The sequence below is a fragment of the Anaeromicropila populeti genome, assembly GCF_900112775.1.
In the GTDB taxonomy this organism is placed as follows: domain Bacteria; phylum Bacillota; class Clostridia; order Lachnospirales; family Lachnospiraceae; genus Anaeromicropila_A; species Anaeromicropila_A populeti.
This window is the reverse complement of sequence record NZ_FOYZ01000002.1, coordinates 72,361-87,104: the sequence shown is the minus strand read 5'-3', so window position 1 is coordinate 87,104 and position 14,744 is coordinate 72,361. Positions and strand designations below refer to the sequence as shown.

The 14,744-nt window shown below is 34.0% G+C and carries 17 protein-coding genes and 2 pseudogenes; 2 read left to right on the top strand and 17 right to left on the bottom strand.

Translation table 11 applies throughout. The features are described 5' to 3' along the window. Nucleotides 1–38: 38 nt before the first annotated feature. The 5 genes from BM305_RS02510 to BM305_RS02490 all read right to left on the bottom strand — a co-directional run bounded on the left by BM305_RS02510 (nt 39) and on the right by BM305_RS02490 (nt 4,086). Nucleotides 39–1,250: an ABC transporter permease gene (locus BM305_RS02510; RefSeq protein ID WP_092559125.1), complete on the bottom strand. Its 1,212-nt coding sequence runs from the start codon at nt 1,248–1,250 to the stop codon at nt 39–41. A gap of 2 nt (nt 1,251–1,252) precedes the next feature. After that, nucleotides 1,253–2,125: an ABC transporter ATP-binding protein gene (locus tag BM305_RS02505; protein ID WP_092559124.1), complete on the bottom strand. Its 873-nt coding sequence runs from the start codon at nt 2,123–2,125 to the stop codon at nt 1,253–1,255. Continuing rightward, on the bottom strand, nt 2,106–2,870 hold the full coding sequence (locus BM305_RS02500; RefSeq protein WP_092559123.1) for a hypothetical protein: 765 nt from the start codon (nt 2,868–2,870) through the stop codon (nt 2,106–2,108). The genes BM305_RS02505 and BM305_RS02500 overlap by 20 nt, the downstream gene beginning before the upstream one ends. Beyond that, nucleotides 2,839–3,399 (bottom strand): RNA polymerase sigma factor, encoded by a 561-nt coding sequence (locus tag BM305_RS02495; RefSeq protein WP_092559122.1) that lies wholly within the window; start codon nt 3,397–3,399, stop codon nt 2,839–2,841. The genes BM305_RS02500 and BM305_RS02495 overlap by 32 nt, the downstream gene beginning before the upstream one ends. 318 nt (nt 3,400–3,717) lie before the next feature. Further along, nucleotides 3,718–4,086, bottom strand: a complete 369-nt coding sequence (locus BM305_RS02490) for a hypothetical protein (protein ID WP_092559121.1) — start codon at nt 4,084–4,086, stop codon at nt 3,718–3,720. Nucleotides 4,087–4,142: 56 nt separating this feature from the next. Here BM305_RS02490 and BM305_RS19800 point away from each other — a divergent pair. Further along, nucleotides 4,143–4,355 (top strand): annotated as a pseudogene (locus BM305_RS19800) (transposase); the annotation flags it as partial. 323 nt (nt 4,356–4,678) lie between these two features. Here the strand turns inward: BM305_RS19800 and BM305_RS02475 are convergent. The 7 genes and pseudogenes from BM305_RS02475 to BM305_RS02445 all read right to left on the bottom strand — a co-directional run bounded on the left by BM305_RS02475 (nt 4,679) and on the right by BM305_RS02445 (nt 8,522). After that, on the bottom strand, nt 4,679–5,110 hold the full coding sequence (locus BM305_RS02475) for a ParB N-terminal domain-containing protein (RefSeq protein WP_143099117.1): 432 nt from the start codon (nt 5,108–5,110) through the stop codon (nt 4,679–4,681). A gap of 22 nt (nt 5,111–5,132) precedes the next feature. Then, nucleotides 5,133–5,929, bottom strand: a pseudogene (locus BM305_RS02470) (ParA family protein). Between the two features lie 370 nt (nt 5,930–6,299). Then, nucleotides 6,300–6,647, bottom strand: coding sequence for a hypothetical protein (locus BM305_RS02465; protein ID WP_092559119.1), 348 nt, complete (start codon nt 6,645–6,647; stop codon nt 6,300–6,302). A gap of 461 nt (nt 6,648–7,108) precedes the next feature. After that, entirely contained in the window at nt 7,109–7,387 is a 279-nt protein-coding gene (gene rpsR, locus BM305_RS02460; protein ID WP_092559118.1) for a 30S ribosomal protein S18, read from the bottom strand. A 71-nt stretch (nt 7,388–7,458) separates the two neighbouring features. Beyond that, nucleotides 7,459–7,905 carry a single-stranded DNA-binding protein gene (locus BM305_RS02455; RefSeq protein WP_092559117.1) on the bottom strand — a complete coding sequence of 149 codons (447 nt, stop codon included), beginning with the start codon at nt 7,903–7,905 and terminating at the stop codon, nt 7,459–7,461. Between the two features lie 19 nt (nt 7,906–7,924). Further along, a complete protein-coding gene (gene rpsF / locus BM305_RS02450; RefSeq protein ID WP_092559116.1) occupies nt 7,925–8,212 on the bottom strand; it encodes a 30S ribosomal protein S6 in 288 nt (95 codons plus the stop codon). A 127-nt stretch (nt 8,213–8,339) separates the two neighbouring features. Beyond that, entirely contained in the window at nt 8,340–8,522 is a 183-nt protein-coding gene (locus tag BM305_RS02445; RefSeq protein WP_092559115.1) for a DUF951 domain-containing protein, read from the bottom strand. Nucleotides 8,523–8,789: 267 nt separating this feature from the next. Between BM305_RS02445 and trhA the strand changes: the two genes are divergently transcribed. After that, nucleotides 8,790–9,452 (top strand): PAQR family membrane homeostasis protein TrhA, encoded by a 663-nt coding sequence (gene trhA / locus BM305_RS02440; RefSeq protein WP_092559114.1) that lies wholly within the window; start codon nt 8,790–8,792, stop codon nt 9,450–9,452. A gap of 38 nt (nt 9,453–9,490) precedes the next feature. Here the strand turns inward: trhA and BM305_RS02435 are convergent, their stop codons facing one another. The 5 genes from BM305_RS02435 to sppA all read right to left on the bottom strand — a co-directional run bounded on the left by BM305_RS02435 (nt 9,491) and on the right by sppA (nt 14,664). Further along, a complete protein-coding gene (locus BM305_RS02435) occupies nt 9,491–10,651 on the bottom strand; it encodes a hypothetical protein (RefSeq protein WP_092559113.1) in 1,161 nt (386 codons plus the stop codon). Between the two features lie 280 nt (nt 10,652–10,931). Continuing rightward, nucleotides 10,932–12,137: a hypothetical protein gene (locus tag BM305_RS02430; protein WP_092559112.1), complete on the bottom strand. Its 1,206-nt coding sequence runs from the start codon at nt 12,135–12,137 to the stop codon at nt 10,932–10,934. A 152-nt stretch (nt 12,138–12,289) separates the two neighbouring features. Continuing rightward, nucleotides 12,290–13,150, bottom strand: a complete 861-nt coding sequence (locus tag BM305_RS02425) for a M23 family metallopeptidase (RefSeq protein WP_177214505.1) — start codon at nt 13,148–13,150, stop codon at nt 12,290–12,292. 85 nt (nt 13,151–13,235) lie between these two features. Further along, nucleotides 13,236–13,691: an RDD family protein gene (locus BM305_RS02420; protein WP_092559110.1), complete on the bottom strand. Its 456-nt coding sequence runs from the start codon at nt 13,689–13,691 to the stop codon at nt 13,236–13,238. After that, nucleotides 13,672–14,664: a signal peptide peptidase SppA gene (sppA, locus tag BM305_RS02415; protein WP_092559109.1), complete on the bottom strand. Its 993-nt coding sequence runs from the start codon at nt 14,662–14,664 to the stop codon at nt 13,672–13,674. Before sppA ends, BM305_RS02420 begins: the two co-directional genes overlap by 20 nt. Nucleotides 14,665–14,744 lie beyond the last annotated feature (80 nt).

Here is a 14,744-nt window from a genome sequence, read left to right as displayed (position 1 = left end):
TTTGTTTTATTAAATTTTCGCTTTGTATATCGTTTCATTTATTTTATTTCTGCCCTTCTATAAACAGCATACAATAATGGTTGAAGAGCAATACAAGGTACCAAATAGGCCGGAATAATAATAGCTATTGTTCCCATTACTTTTCCACCTATTTCATATAATCCAGAGTCTTTAAGAATAACAAATATCTCTAACAACTGGTCTGGAAAAAGTGAACATATTTGAGGTAATGTAATGATTCTGCTTAGAAACGGAAACACGCATAATAGGATAAAAGGTATCATGATTGCTACCACTGTTGAATGTGTTTTGGCTGATACAAGCATAGAAACCGTCATGGCAAATAATGTTCCTACATATCCTCCTAGGAGAATAAGAAGATAAGCTTGAAAATACGTAACATTATAAAAACTTCTCCACATACTCCATTGTATTGGACAGCTTGCGCCATCAATTCCCAATAATAAGAGTACAATCATAGAATACAAGAAAACACATATTATGTATGTCAATGTGGTAATTAAAAATCCCGCTCTTATTTTAGAACGAACTGCTTTATTTCTTCCTAGTTTTGTTGAAAAGAAAATAGAATCTGCCTTTAATTGAAACTCATCTGAAAAAATACCTGATACAAAAAATCCAATGATTAATGCTAATATTAGAATAACCGTAGAAATATTCTGTAATAAAGCCTGCCAGCCATCAGTATATTCATAATAAAAAGGTGTTTCAAGATTCTGATATTGTCCAATTAAAAAATCTTTTTCTGCATCCGAAAAATGTTCTTCACCAGTATCCAGCCATTCTTGTAAATTTGAAATTCTTTTCTCATAAGCCTTGCTTACTTCTTCGGTTGTAACGCTATCAGCTCTATAATAATCATATTCCCCAAAACTCACAAATGCATTACTTATCATTTCTATAATATCAGAAAACCCTTGTTTTTTTGCATATGCTTTATCTTTTTCCTGTACAATGTCAGATAAAGCTTCTTTCGAATTGTTAATTGCAGTATTTTCCTCAATTGCTTTTGAAAGCACATCACTTTTAACATAACCTGCCCACTGATTTTTTAACTCTCTCAAATGTTTTGCTGCGGTAATTCCCGTTGTTGCATCTCCATTTTCATCTACATATCTCACATTATTAATGGTGAGAATACTTACAATAATAAGTGTAACTATCAAAAACAACAGTGCCGCCTTGTTTCTAGGCTTAGAGAATACTTTTTTTATTTCAAATCGAATCATTTTTACTCACCAACCTTTTCTCCAAAATAGTACAAAAATACGTCTTCAAGGGACGGTTCTACCCAAACTGCCTCAGGAAAAGGCTTTTCTGACGAAATAATACGTAATGCTACACCTTGAGGCTCTGATTTCATATTAGAAACCTTATATCTTTTCATAATTGCAGATACCAAGGAATGTTCTACAAAACACTTCCAGACTTTTTCAGGCATTGAATTTATAATTTCATCCGATGTTCCCTTACGAACAATTTTTCCATCACTCATTAACCAGATTTCATTGGCAATGTACTCAATATCAGAAACAATATGTGTAGACAACAGCACCAAACGTTCTTCTGAAAGCTCACTAATCAAATTACGAAAGCGTATTCTTTCATTGGGATCTAGACCTGCGGTTGGTTCATCAAGTATTAAAATATGGGGATTGTTTAACATTGCCTGTGCAATTCCTGCTCGGCGCTTCATACCCCCAGATAATTTCCTCATTTTTTTATTTGATGATTTGGTAAGTCCCACTTGGGAAATTAATTCTTTTACTCTTTTTTTTGCCACAGCAGGACGAATTCCTTTAATTGTAGCAATATAAAGAAGGTAATCTTGCACTGTAAAGTCAGGATAAAATCCGAATTCCTGTGGTAAATACCCTAATAGATTTCTATATTCCCCGTCCATTTTAAAAATATCTTTTCCATTGCAAGTAATATGTCCACTTGTAGGTCGCAGTAAAGTACAAAGCATTCTCATTAAAGTGGTTTTTCCTGCACCATTTACACCTAACAAGCCATACACACCATTGGTCATAGTAAGATTCATATGGTCTACAGCAGTAAAATCACCAAAACTTTTGGTTAAATCACTCAATTCCAATTTCATTAATAGCCACCTCCCAATATTTATTGCAACTATTTAAAGTACGATAAATAGTAATACATAAGAAAATAAGTGCAAATGTCACTAAAGCCAGCCATATTGGCAATGTAATCACTCCATATATTTTTTCATTTAAAGTAATAATTGACCATAATCCACTCCACACAATACATAAACCAATTGCAACAGTTTCATTCAAAATATATTTGCTGCACAACGTACCGAAACAAATACAAGCTGTTACAATCATTGGCAAAAGGAACTGAACAAGCAACTTGGTAAGCTCAAAATGCAATTCCACTGTTACTGTTGCACAAAATGTAGTAAGAAGCAACATGTCTACTATACCAAACAATGCCATTCGTGCTGCATAGATTTGTCGCAGGGAATAGTAGGCGGATTCTTCTATTTCCATACACCTGCATGATCTATTTTTCCAAAATTCTGGAATAATAAGAATTACAAACAATGACGCCATAACTCCCATACCCCTTTGGATATAGTTGTCCTCATATGCGGATAACAACATTATTCTTAATATGAATAAAAGTACAAATTGAAAAATCCACCATCTTTTCTGTATTAATTTCAACTGTGCCCATAAAAATTCGTGGTAAGATAACATATGCTCCTGCTCTACTGCATAAAATACTTCCTTTGACCGTCTGATTGTTTCCTGTATTTTTTCCTCTGCTGTCTCTGCTTGTACTGTTTTTCTATAGTTCATAAGTGGTTCTTCCAAACTCATATATTCCCTCCTCTCCCAATAGCTTTCCCAATTGTATTTTTGCTTGTTTAAGCCGATATTTCACTAATGGCAGGCTTATTTTCAGTACATCGGCTATTTCTTTCAGTTTAAGTTCCTGAAAATAATAAAGAATAAGAACCTCATGAAATTCATTTGGCAGTTGCTTTAATGCCCACTCAATAGTAAGTTTATTTTCTACCTCTGACATCTGATGTTCTACCGGTTCTATTTTTTCGCTTAATTCCATGTCTTTGATAGGTATCTCTTTTTTCTTTTTATAAAAATCTCTACATAAATTTCCAGATATCGTATATAAGTAATTTTTTGTCTTCCCTTTATAATGATAATCAGATACTTTTTCAAAAAACCGCGCAAAGGTTTCCTGCGTTAAATCTTCGGCATATCCTTTATCAAAGCAATGATAATTGCAGTATGTCAAAATCTCTTTATAATACTTACGGATAAATAAATCAAAAGCCTTTTCATCCCCTTGCTTTATTTTCCTAATCAATAGAAAATCAGCGTCCACAAAATCCTCCTTTCTCATTTATTACTAATGTCAAAATTATTTTTTACATTCTATAATGTATAACGAATCAGAAATGCGAAAAGATAGTCTGCATTAAAAGTTTAAAAAAATCATCAATTTAAACCCATTGTTTTTTATCAGTTTTTTACTACCATACTTGAATCATTATATTGCACTTAAAGTTATACTGCAAAACTAAGAATTAAATAATAAATTCCATTAAACTAATTTTTGAATTGATAATAACAATCTAAAAAGGGATACCGTTCTTCCAGTATCCCTCTGACTTAATTTTTCTTAAATTCGAATTTTATTACCTTATTTGAAATATGTTATACTAGAAAAAGTACCTAAAGTTAAAGAATTTCTATATAGTTTTTCGTTGTAGTAACACGCAAGTCTCCGTATGGCTCGAGTGCTCATTATTGGGATACTTCCATTAGGTGCATAGATTAATCCACTATAATTTATATTAGTACCATCAATATCTATATTACCATTTTTGCTATATAATGCACTTTTTGTATTAATAACTTCTTGATTAATTTTAATATTATTGATACATCCATAATTTAAATTTTCTAACTCGTTTAATACTATGCTCTCATCAGAATATGTCTTATTTTCTTCATCACCATTTCTATTCATAATAAATTTACTAATAACCGAGCGTTGCTTATCAATCATTGTTTCTTGATGACTGCCTGCACATTCTCCGTTTACTGAAACATGTTCTGCATCAAAACGGCTTTGATAACATCGACGGTGCCAACTATGACCTAGCTCTGTGGGTTGCCTACTACAACTTCCTGCGTCCTCACAAGCATACCAACTACAGAGTGCTTAATGGGGTTGAAATGTTAAAGGGTTCCGATAACATGCCGGGTAAGTGGCAGCTACTTATCTTTTTGGGTCAGCAGACAATACTAAATCTACAGAAACAAGCAGCTATATAAATGAAGCGGAACTGTTGTCAAGTAAACCGTGGAATACCACAGTGCATTGCCAACTACGTTGGATAGGCACTAGGATATGCCGCGAAAGTTACTTGACATAAAGTTTTCGGATTATCCTTTTTAGCAGAAAAGGGGCAACTGCGCCCTTTTCCTGCCTTCCAGCGAGGACGGGTTAGGGCAGATCCCATGAATGGGTCAAGGGACAAGTCCCTTGTGGGTACTTAGGGCAACGCCCTAAGCCCTCGGAGAGCTTTTCGGCATCCATATCTACAGTTTTCAAGGTTCATTTGAGCCTATTTTTTAGACTCTGTTTTTTTCATAAATCATTTGACACTATCTTTTAGTGCCTCATAGTGTTTTGCAAGTACACATGCCCGCTCAGAATGGCACAAATCACTAAAGGATCTTTGTATTAAATTTGTCTCGGTCACGATGAGCATTGCTTCTTCTTCTGACAGACCATCCATGACCACTACAGGAACTTTATTTAGTCCTGCTTCCCTGCCAGCATTCCATCTATTGTGACCTGCCAGTATTTCACAAGTACCAAATCTTCCGCTTATAGTTCTCACAATTAGGGGTGACAAAACCCCCAATTCCTTTACACTTCGCACCATATCATCCAATCGTGCCCCTTGATAAAGCTTGAATGGATGATTTTGAAAAGGCACCAGCTGATTAATTCCTATTTCCTTAACTGCTCCTTCTTTTTCTGTATCCTCGCTTTGTTCAGAAAATCCACTTAATCCAAGCATGTCATCCAAGCTTGTTAGTTTCTTAATTGGCTACGTCATTTGCTAACACCTCATGGGCAAACTCTCGATAAGAACATGCCACTTTATTTTTTTGATCATATTCTATAATACTTTTACTGCTTAATGCTGATTCCCCAACTCTTACTGATTTCGGAATGTAAGTACTATAGATATTTAAAACTTTTCCATATGCCGTTTCAATCATACTTCTAATCTCTTTTGATAAATTCATTCGTTCTGTATACATAGTTAATAAAATTCCTTTTACTTCAATACTCGGATTAATCCTCTTTTTAACTTTAAAATATTCTTTAATAATAACTCCAAACCTTTTGCACTAAGATACTCTGGAGTTACTGGAATCAAAACCCCATTACAGGCTGCTAATGCATTAATCGTTAGCATTCCTAAGCTTGGAGAGCAATCAATAATTACATAATCATAATTTTCTTTTAATTCACCACTAATGGCTTTTAGAATCATTTCCCTGCTCATGGCATTTACTAATGACACCTCAATAGCAGATAATTCTATATTACATGGGACTAAATCCATTGAACCGACCGTAAGAATATAATTATTCTTTCCAGGTAACAGCCTATCTTCCATAGTTAATGCCATTAAAGTTGCAATGGTTGTTTCCAAGTTGTCATTGTCATCATATCCACAAGATATTGTTAAGCTTCCCTGTGGATCTAAGTCAATTAGCAATACCTTCTTTCCTTTTTCAGATAATGCATATCCAAGATTTAATGCTGTGGTTGTTTTTCCCACGCCACCTTTTTGATTTACGACAGATAATACTTTACACATGTACATCTCCTTCTTTCTTTTCAATATTTTTTACTACCCTTTTAAAAAGTTTAACCCAGAGTTGCGCGACCCTGGGTTAAGAAAAAAGGTAGTATGTGTGCATCCCCGTATTGCCGATAGGACAGCATGTGTTCAAAGCAACAAAAAAAGGACAACCAACTCTGATTATCCTTTTTTCATTGCTCAATATAAATATTATTCAATTAAAAACGACTTACAATAGCATCGTCATGTACATCAAATATTTGTTAGATAAGGTTATATAGGAAATCCATACCCCTGGGTGTAATGACTTTGTACTCAGGTATATCGCTAATATAATTAGACGTTTAAACGTAAGTGTTAACTCAACTATACATTAAAAAAGACATTTCAACTAGTATAAATCTATACAGGCTCTTGGTATATACACATTTTCTAACCATTCAGATTCTGCACAATTACCAGGATCTGCCTTTACGTATTTAACTTTATAGAATTTTCCACTTTTTTTTATAATCTCAACTTTTTGCCCTTTCCTAACTTCCCAATAGCAACCCTCCCTTGATGTTATTTTTTTAGAATTATCTGGTCTACTATAAGCATAACATCTTTTTATAATTTCGCCTTTTTGTGTAGCTGCTTGAACTACTTGAGTATCTTTTGCTACAAAACCCACCTGCGATACTGTAGCTAAACATATAGACAATAATCCAACTCCTATAATTTTTTTTACTTTCAACATGAAATAATTCCTCCTTTTTTAGTTTATACATGTACTATTGTACCACTATTTCCCATTATGTCAAATAAGAATAAATTTTTTGATATTATCTGGTTTATATTTCAAATATTCTATATATTATTGTATTGCTTAAGTATAGTAGCATTAAACTTCAATTAACGAGTACCATATTTTAAAAATCTACAATACAACACACCAACTGCTTCCCCTATTATAATAAAATAAGTGCAGATGTCAGAGTTAATTACTCTCCAACAGCTACACTTTTATGGTACTAAAAAGGACAACCAATTCATACTCTGATTACCCTTTTTTTATTGCTTATTTAATTAGTATTGAAGTTGATGGTAAATTTCAAAAAACCACCATATTTACATATGATGGTTTTATACATACACGCTTTGGTGTAATATTGGTGTAAAGATATTTTTACTAGCTAATAATTCCTTATAAATAAGGGATTAATCCAGTGTATAAGGCATTAAAGCGATATGTCTTGCTCTCTTAATTGCCACTGTAAGAGCTCTTTGATGTTTTGCACAATTTCCAGTAATTCTTCTAGGAAGAATTTTTCCTCTTTCAGATACATATCTTTTTAATTTATTAATATCCTTATAATCAATAGCTTTGTTCTCTTTATCTGCACAGAATACGCAAACTTTCTTTCTTCTGCGTCCGCCTCTTCTCTTCATTGGAGAATCGCCTCTGTCGTTTCTATCGCCTCTATTATTTGCTGGCATAACATGACCTCCTTATCTTTTCTCGGTTCATTTCTTTATATAAAACGATCTTACCGTTCTAAAAAATCTGATTAATTAAATGGTAACTCTTCATCAATTCCGTCTGGAATATTCATAAAGCCATCTCCAACAGCCTGACTAGGTTCTGGTCTCTGAGCAGGCTGATAACCTGTCCCATCATGGTTGTTATTACTAGCATTTTTGCTTTCTGCAAACTCAACCTCTTCTAAAACAACGTCTGTAGTATAGACTTTTTGACCATCCTTATTCGTATAACTGCCTGTTTGAATTCGTCCTACCGCAGCAACCTTAGTACCTTGCTTCAAGTACTTCTCTGCAAATTCAGCTGTCTTACCAAATGATACACAATTAATAAAATCGGCATCTGGCTCGCCTGGGCGCTTAAATCTGCGATCTACTGCCAATGAAAACCTTGCAATGGCAAGTGAACTTTCACCTTGTGAGTAACGAACTTCTGGGTCTCGAGTTAACCGTCCCATTAAAATCACTTTATTCATAGGGATACCCCTCCTTTATTTATGCTTCTTGTTTCACGCATAAATATCTGATAACATTTTCCATGATACGAACTGATTGCTCAAGCTCGCTAGGAACATTTGCTTCAGATTCGAATTGAATGAAATAGTAGAATCCGTCTCTCATTTTCTGAATTTCATAAGCTAATCTCTTCTTACCCCATTCATCAACGTTAGTAATGGTACCGCCAAATTTTGCGATATATTCTTTTACCTTTTCAACAGTTGCTACTCTAACATCGTCTTCGATTTTTGCACTTACAACTAAAGCTAATTCATACTTATTCATAGCTACGTGCACCTCCTTTTGGTCTCTGGCTCTCTAATATATAGAGAACAAGGAATTTTTTGTATTGTCTCACAATTTATTATTTTAACACAGCTTTTCTGGTAAAGCAAGCTATTTTTTCTAAATTCTAATTTGCTCGTTTTATATCACGTATATTTTTTTCTACCTGCTTTCTTGGAATCATAATCTGATGACCGCAGCCACAACATTTGAGACGGAAATCCATTCCTATTCTTAACACTTCCCACTCCTGGCTTCCGCAAGGATGTTGTTTTTTTAATTTAATAACATCTCCAACCTGAATATCCATTGTAACTCCTTTCCCACAACTTACCTCATTATTGCCTTATTTTTTATGAGATTTTAAATATACTAAATAACAGCTTTTATTATATCATGCCTTATATTTAAAAGAAATTTATTTTTCACTTGCTTTTTACCATAAATTGTAGTAGCATATAAATATAGATGATGTAGTATTGAAAACTACAACATGAATATTTCACACAAGATAACGTATACTAACTTACTACATAGGAATAATATAAATGATATAAGAAAGAAATGAGGTATTGATATGAAAGCAATTAAACAATTAAAAGAACCTGGAAGTGCTATTACTCATTTTATTGGAATGCTTATGGCGATATTTGCTGCTACTCCGCTACTTATTAAAGCTGCCCACAGCCCTGACTGGGTTAACAGCTTCTCACTTGGTATTTTTATTGTCAGCATGATTCTATTGTACGCTGCCAGTACTATTTATCATTCAATAAATAAGTCTGAAAAAATCAACCGCATACTGAAAAAATTTGATCATATGATGGTCAGCGTATTAATTGCTGGGACATATACTCCAATCTGTCTAATTGTTCTTGGTGGCAAAACTGGCCAAAGAATGCTTTGCATTATTTGGGGAATGGCCCTTATTGGAATTTTAATTAAAGCATTTTGGATTTACTGCCCAAAATGGGTTTCTTCCTTCATTTACATTGCAATGGGCTGGACCTGTGTCCTTTCTTTTACTCAGATTATTAATTCGCTTTCACCTGCTGCGTTTGGATGGCTTGTTTCAGGAGGCATCATTTATACAGCTGGCGGCATTATTTACGCATTAAAGCTCCCTATTTTCAACAGTAGACACCAGAATTTTGGAAGTCATGAGATTTTTCACCTGTTTGTCTTAGGCGGAAGCATCTGTCACTTTATATTAATGTATCGTTTTGTAAGTATCATGTAATACGATTCCAGTTTGTTTCAGAAGAAACAAACTGGTTTTTAATTTTTAGTACTTACTTTTAACCTAAAATAACCACACATTTTTTTTACGTTTTTTGTTACTTTAATATAGTATGTCCCTTTTGCCAACGGTAATACCTTTCCATTTCCATCTAAGTCTGCTATTTGGGTCCCATTGGCCAAATTAATTCCCGCTAACAGTTCTTTCGTACCATAACAGTCCCCATTTGCCCGATAAACAGACATAGAAAGAGTATCAGTAGAAAAATAGGATGCCGCATATAAAAAGATAGACTGTTTCTTTGGATTGTAAAATTTAAACCAATACGACTTTATGGTACGGTCGGTTGCAAGAAACACACCTGTTTTTGCTGCACCATTTACAACTACCTTTTTTGCCTTTGATTTAGTAGTCCCCGCACTGGAGGTAATGGCTTTTATTGTAGGCTGAACTATATAAACCAGGTTTGCAGACTTAACCCGAATAAAATATGTTCCCTTCTCTACTGTATATACAGCCTTAAAGTTACTATCTGTTATACATACCGTATTGGTCAAAGCTTTTTTTCCACTATTGCAAAGAGCAGCTTCTGCTTTTATTTCTTTTCCCGAAAAGTCCAATATTATTTGAGATGTTTTATTTACCTTAATTTCATAATAGCTTGTCTTCTCACCATCAAGAGAAACGCAGCTTTGCTTTACACCATTTACCAGTGTTGAAGCATTGGGTTGAAAGCATGTGACAGAAAATAAAAATATAGTATCTTCTCCTTTTTGTAAAAGCTCTGCTCCAATTTTTACATAACATACTGTTTCTTCCTTAAATTCAATCCCATCATTAACTCTTGAAATTATGCTGGTACACGAAACATCCTTATATACTTCAAACGAAAGAGTTTCTGCGCCTGCTGCATCAGATAGTGTAAAAAAAGCAAATGCCTCTTGTTTTATATGTATTGGAATAATTACATCCCTTGTCCACTGACTGGGTATTGAAATCCCTGTTATTTCTGCTTTAACATCCTCCAGATTCTCAAGGCAGTTAGGCTCTATTATGTGTACCTCTTCTCCTGACTCTGTTAACAAAAGAAACGTTTCTTCATATGGTATTCCAGTTTCTGTTACCTCAGCCTGAAGCTTTAATGACGGAAAAAAAATACAGAGTAACCCAAATAAAAAAATAACTAGTTGTTTTTTCATAATCAACCCCCATGCATCAGATTATTGTATGCTTTTTCATTTTTTCCCCACTTATTATTTATAAGGGAGGTGCTGCATATGTCTACAGCACCTCAAATTTATATAAAGCAACCGAATATTCTTGTATTTTAACATTATTTTTTTGGAAAGCAAACCTCTGGTAAAAAAGTTTCGGTTGCAAACTTTACCTTATGTACGTCTGCCTCCAATTACACTTAAATTCCTAAGAATACAAGAGTTACTTTATTATACGCTCAAACTTAAAAAGCGTTCATCTTTTCTACTTATTCGTAACATTTACTTTTAAGACACCAGAAGTTTTCTTTTCTGTTTTCTTAAATCTCATATAATACGTTCCTTTTGGCAATGTTCCTTCTGATGAATAAATAGCTCCAACATATGGAGAAAAACCATCTGCATTGTTAACGCCAGGATAAACTGTCTTTACACCAAAGCTTGTGCCCTTTGAATTAAAGAATTCAACTTCAATATCACCTGAAGTCATATTAGTTAATATGTTAACAGTAATTGCCTGAGTCTTTGGATTAGTAAACTTCAGCCATTGAACCTTTGACGTAGAAGCCGCTGCATTAAGTACAACCGTCTTTTTCCCACCATTTACCTTTATCGTTTTTGCCTTTGCCTTAGAAGTTCCTGCTCCACTGGTTACAGCAGTAATTGTAGGTTTAATTTTAATTACATCACTTGAAGTTTTAATACGGACATAATAAGTTCCCTTGGCTAGTGAAAATGCTGCCTTACCTTCATCGGTATACACACTTTCTTCTGTTGTAATTGCAGTTTTTTTACTATTACATATTGTAACATATGTTGAATAATCACTTTCGATATCAAATACAACCTTAGATGTCTTTGCCACTTTAAATTTGATATACACTGGTGTGTTATAATCTATAGTAGCCGCAACACCCCACTTTTTATTGGTAAGCGTCTGTACATCGCTTGAAATAAAGCTTAAGGCAACTCCATAAAGCAAATCTGCTGTTTCCTGTGCACTTGAAGTAGCCACTCCAATGTAATAAGTCCCTGCTTCCTCTATTAATGCCCGGTTATCATATCCGCCTACATACTGTGAACAAGCTTCATCTGCATACAGAGAAGCATCCACTTCAGTTCCAGAAGCATCTGCCACTGCCATGGCTAATAAACCTTTTTTATTAATTTTCACAGGAATAGAAACATAATATGTATCACCTGCTGCTGTCTTGTATCCCATAGGTACAATAACAGTATATGCATTTAATTGGGATACCTCAGAATCTGAACCTCCTGTTATATAAAATGGTTCTAGAACACTTACTGTCTGTTGATTTAAATCAGACATAATAAGTCCCGTATTTGTTGTAGTGGAATCTGTTTCTAGAGCAACTGCAAAATTAAATCCTGCACCCTTCACATTATTTACTGGGGTAATAGCAAGTACTGCTGCCAAAACCAATGCCACCACTGTTCTTAACTTTTTCATTCTTTTTCTCCTCCTAAAATATTATGCATTATAATTATAACATTTCAACTGATATTATGCAATGACTAAGGCTTTACAACATGAAAAGAAGCTGTAAAACGATAACATGTTTACAACTCCCTTAGCATTTTATGATGTTTTTAAAATGAAAACTATCTAAGCAGATACAAAGGATTTACTGGCTCACCATTTTGTGTAACCTGGAAATATAAATTAGCCCCTTCCACAACATAATACTTTGTAGGCTTTGCAATACAACCAAGCACCTGTCCTTCTTCTACAGTATCACCTACTTCAACTTTGAGGTCTTTTAATTGTCCATATGTTAATACATAGTCATTTCCAATTGACATTTTAATGGTAGTTCCTGTTTCCTCATTTTCAATAATTTCATCAATTGTCCCTTTTGTTGCACTGACAACTTCTGTTTCCTCTTCTGCACCAATCAAAATTGCTGGATTTACCTTGTATTGCCCTAAAGTAGCAAAATAAATCCCTTTCTCATCACTATAATTCATAATGACATTTCCATTTGCAGGCCATAAAAGACCAGCATCTTCATCAAAACTCAGTTTTTCACTGATTGGTTTCGTATCATTCTGCATAACAGAAACTGCTTCCTCTTCCTGAATTGCAACAGTCGGAACCTCTGTATTCTCTGATGGCTCTACTGTTTCTACAGGCTTAGTTACCTGTGACAGACTTGATTCGTTCTCATTTTCATCATAAATATCATGTTCTAACAAATTGATTTCTTCAGATTCATCTGATTGAGGAACATTATTCTCACTGTTGTCCGCAATATCTGTCACTTCATTCGCAACATTAGCATTGCCTTGGCTTTCCACCTTAGGTTCATTTAAATCCGTCAACTCTTTGGATTTATTGAGTTCAGGCAAATTGAAACACACAGCACAGATACAGACAACCGTCAATACACCAGATAACATCCAAATATAAAAGTTCTTACTTTTTAGCTTATTATTTAGCTTGTTATTTTGTCCTTTCACCATTATCACCTCTGTACATATTCTCTCCAAGACGATAATGTTTATACATAACATTTGATGAAATACATAATTATTTTCAAATTTTTTCTTACATTTTATAAATTACAAGGGTATCACAAAGCATATCGTGAAAACCTCGCTTCGTCCGGTCAACACCAATTACAAAATAGCCTGCAAAAATAATAGCTGCTGATAAATATCTTCCTATTGTTTCCCGATATAATACATTAAAAAATGTCAGCTTTTCTCCATCTGCTGTTATAACAGTTAAATGAAATAATTTTTTACCTACCGTACTTCCTGAAATATAGGTTAAAATCACAAAATACCCCACTGTTAATAAATATAAAAAGATATCCCAAGCTGAAAATTGAAATAATATAGGACTTGTTAAAAAACTTTTCCCAAACAGCAGTGTAATAATCCCCATAGGAATCTGTAATGTCAGAAGGACAAGTCCTACAATAATATTATCTACGATATACGCTGCAAGACGTACAAAAAAACCTCCGTAAAGCATCTGATTAGTTTCCAAAGTTTGCATAATACATTGCCACCCCATTTCCCTTATGCTCCAGATACTCTGTTAAAATCTGAGCATCTGACTTTGTTTTCTGAAGCTGGACTGCTGCAAAAAGGTCGTTAAAAATAGATTCTCCTGATAAATCAGGTTCAAAGATTTCAACATGACTTCCTTCCTTTTCATAAATATAGCTTTCCATTTCACTATACTGCTTAATTCCATCTATTAATCCATTTTTTTCTGCCTGCTTTGCCGTATAGATTCTTCCATCTGCCAGTTCTTTTACTTTATCAATTTCCATTCCTCTTCCAGTAGCAACTATCTGCGTAAAAGTATCATAGGTTTCATCGATATATGCCTGCAAAATATCCTTTTGCTCATCTGTTAAATCTTCACCAGCAGAGCCCATCGCCTTGTTATCGCCACTGGTTATATTAATTTCTTTAATACCTAATTTATCATACAAGCCTTTTAAATTGGTCATAGACATAATAACACCGATAGAACCCGTTGTACAATTTCTATTGGAATAAATTTCATCTGCTGCCATAGAAATATAATAGCCGCCAGAGCATGCCATAGATTCAAAGTATGCATAGATTGGTCTCTCTGTTAATTGCTTATATTCCATAAGCTTTAAATACATTTCATCTGAGGCATATACTGTGCCGCCAGGGCTGTCTACTACCAGAAGAATTGCTTGATTAGATTCCGAATCCTCCAGTTCACTTATGTAATCAAGTAATGCCTGATGATCATATTCTACCTGTGAAAATACATTGCTTGATACATCCTCTTGAATCGTACCAGATATTCTTACTACACCTACATAATCATTCTTTGGTAAATTATAAGATGTACTGCTGCTTTGTAATATTTCATTCATGCTTTCGGAAAAACTTGTTGAAAACCTTTCTGTTATTGCACTTGATACGCACACAAATACAAACACAAGTCCAGCAACAATAATTCCAAGTAATTGTTTTGTTTTCATATAAACCTCCTGTTTAATTTAATTAATCTATAATAAAATACATTTTATAGTAAAAATAACACTATTGTATTTCATTATCC

Excerpts from the sequence above, each read along its gene's own strand:
- BM305_RS02510 (WP_092559125.1), bottom strand. The coding sequence starts at position 1,250 with ATGATTCGATTTGAAATAAAAAAAGTATTCTCTAAGCCTAGAAACAAG.
- BM305_RS02505 (WP_092559124.1), bottom strand. The coding sequence starts at position 2,125 with ATGAAATTGGAATTGAGTGATTTAACCAAAAGTTTTGGTGATTTTACT.
- BM305_RS02500 (WP_092559123.1), bottom strand. The coding sequence starts at position 2,870 with ATGAGTTTGGAAGAACCACTTATGAACTATAGAAAAACAGTACAAGCA.
- BM305_RS02490 (WP_092559121.1), bottom strand. The coding sequence starts at position 4,086 with ATGATTGATAAGCAACGCTCGGTTATTAGTAAATTTATTATGAATAGA.
- BM305_RS02475 (WP_143099117.1), bottom strand. The coding sequence starts at position 5,110 with ATGCTTGGATTAAGTGGATTTTCTGAACAAAGCGAGGATACAGAAAAA.
- BM305_RS02465 (WP_092559119.1), bottom strand. The coding sequence starts at position 6,647 with ATGTTGAAAGTAAAAAAAATTATAGGAGTTGGATTATTGTCTATATGT.
- rpsR (WP_092559118.1), bottom strand. The coding sequence starts at position 7,387 with ATGCCAGCAAATAATAGAGGCGATAGAAACGACAGAGGCGATTCTCCA.
- BM305_RS02455 (WP_092559117.1), bottom strand. The coding sequence starts at position 7,905 with ATGAATAAAGTGATTTTAATGGGACGGTTAACTCGAGACCCAGAAGTT.
- rpsF (WP_092559116.1), bottom strand. The coding sequence starts at position 8,212 with ATGAATAAGTATGAATTAGCTTTAGTTGTAAGTGCAAAAATCGAAGAC.
- BM305_RS02445 (WP_092559115.1), bottom strand. The coding sequence starts at position 8,522 with ATGGATATTCAGGTTGGAGATGTTATTAAATTAAAAAAACAACATCCT.
- trhA (WP_092559114.1), top strand. The coding sequence starts at position 8,790 with ATGAAAGCAATTAAACAATTAAAAGAACCTGGAAGTGCTATTACTCAT.
- BM305_RS02435 (WP_092559113.1), bottom strand. The coding sequence starts at position 10,651 with ATGAAAAAACAACTAGTTATTTTTTTATTTGGGTTACTCTGTATTTTT.
- BM305_RS02430 (WP_092559112.1), bottom strand. The coding sequence starts at position 12,137 with ATGAAAAAGTTAAGAACAGTGGTGGCATTGGTTTTGGCAGCAGTACTT.
- BM305_RS02425 (WP_177214505.1), bottom strand. The coding sequence starts at position 13,150 with ATGGTGAAAGGACAAAATAACAAGCTAAATAATAAGCTAAAAAGTAAG.
- BM305_RS02420 (WP_092559110.1), bottom strand. The coding sequence starts at position 13,691 with ATGCAAACTTTGGAAACTAATCAGATGCTTTACGGAGGTTTTTTTGTA.
- sppA (WP_092559109.1), bottom strand. The coding sequence starts at position 14,664 with ATGAAAACAAAACAATTACTTGGAATTATTGTTGCTGGACTTGTGTTT.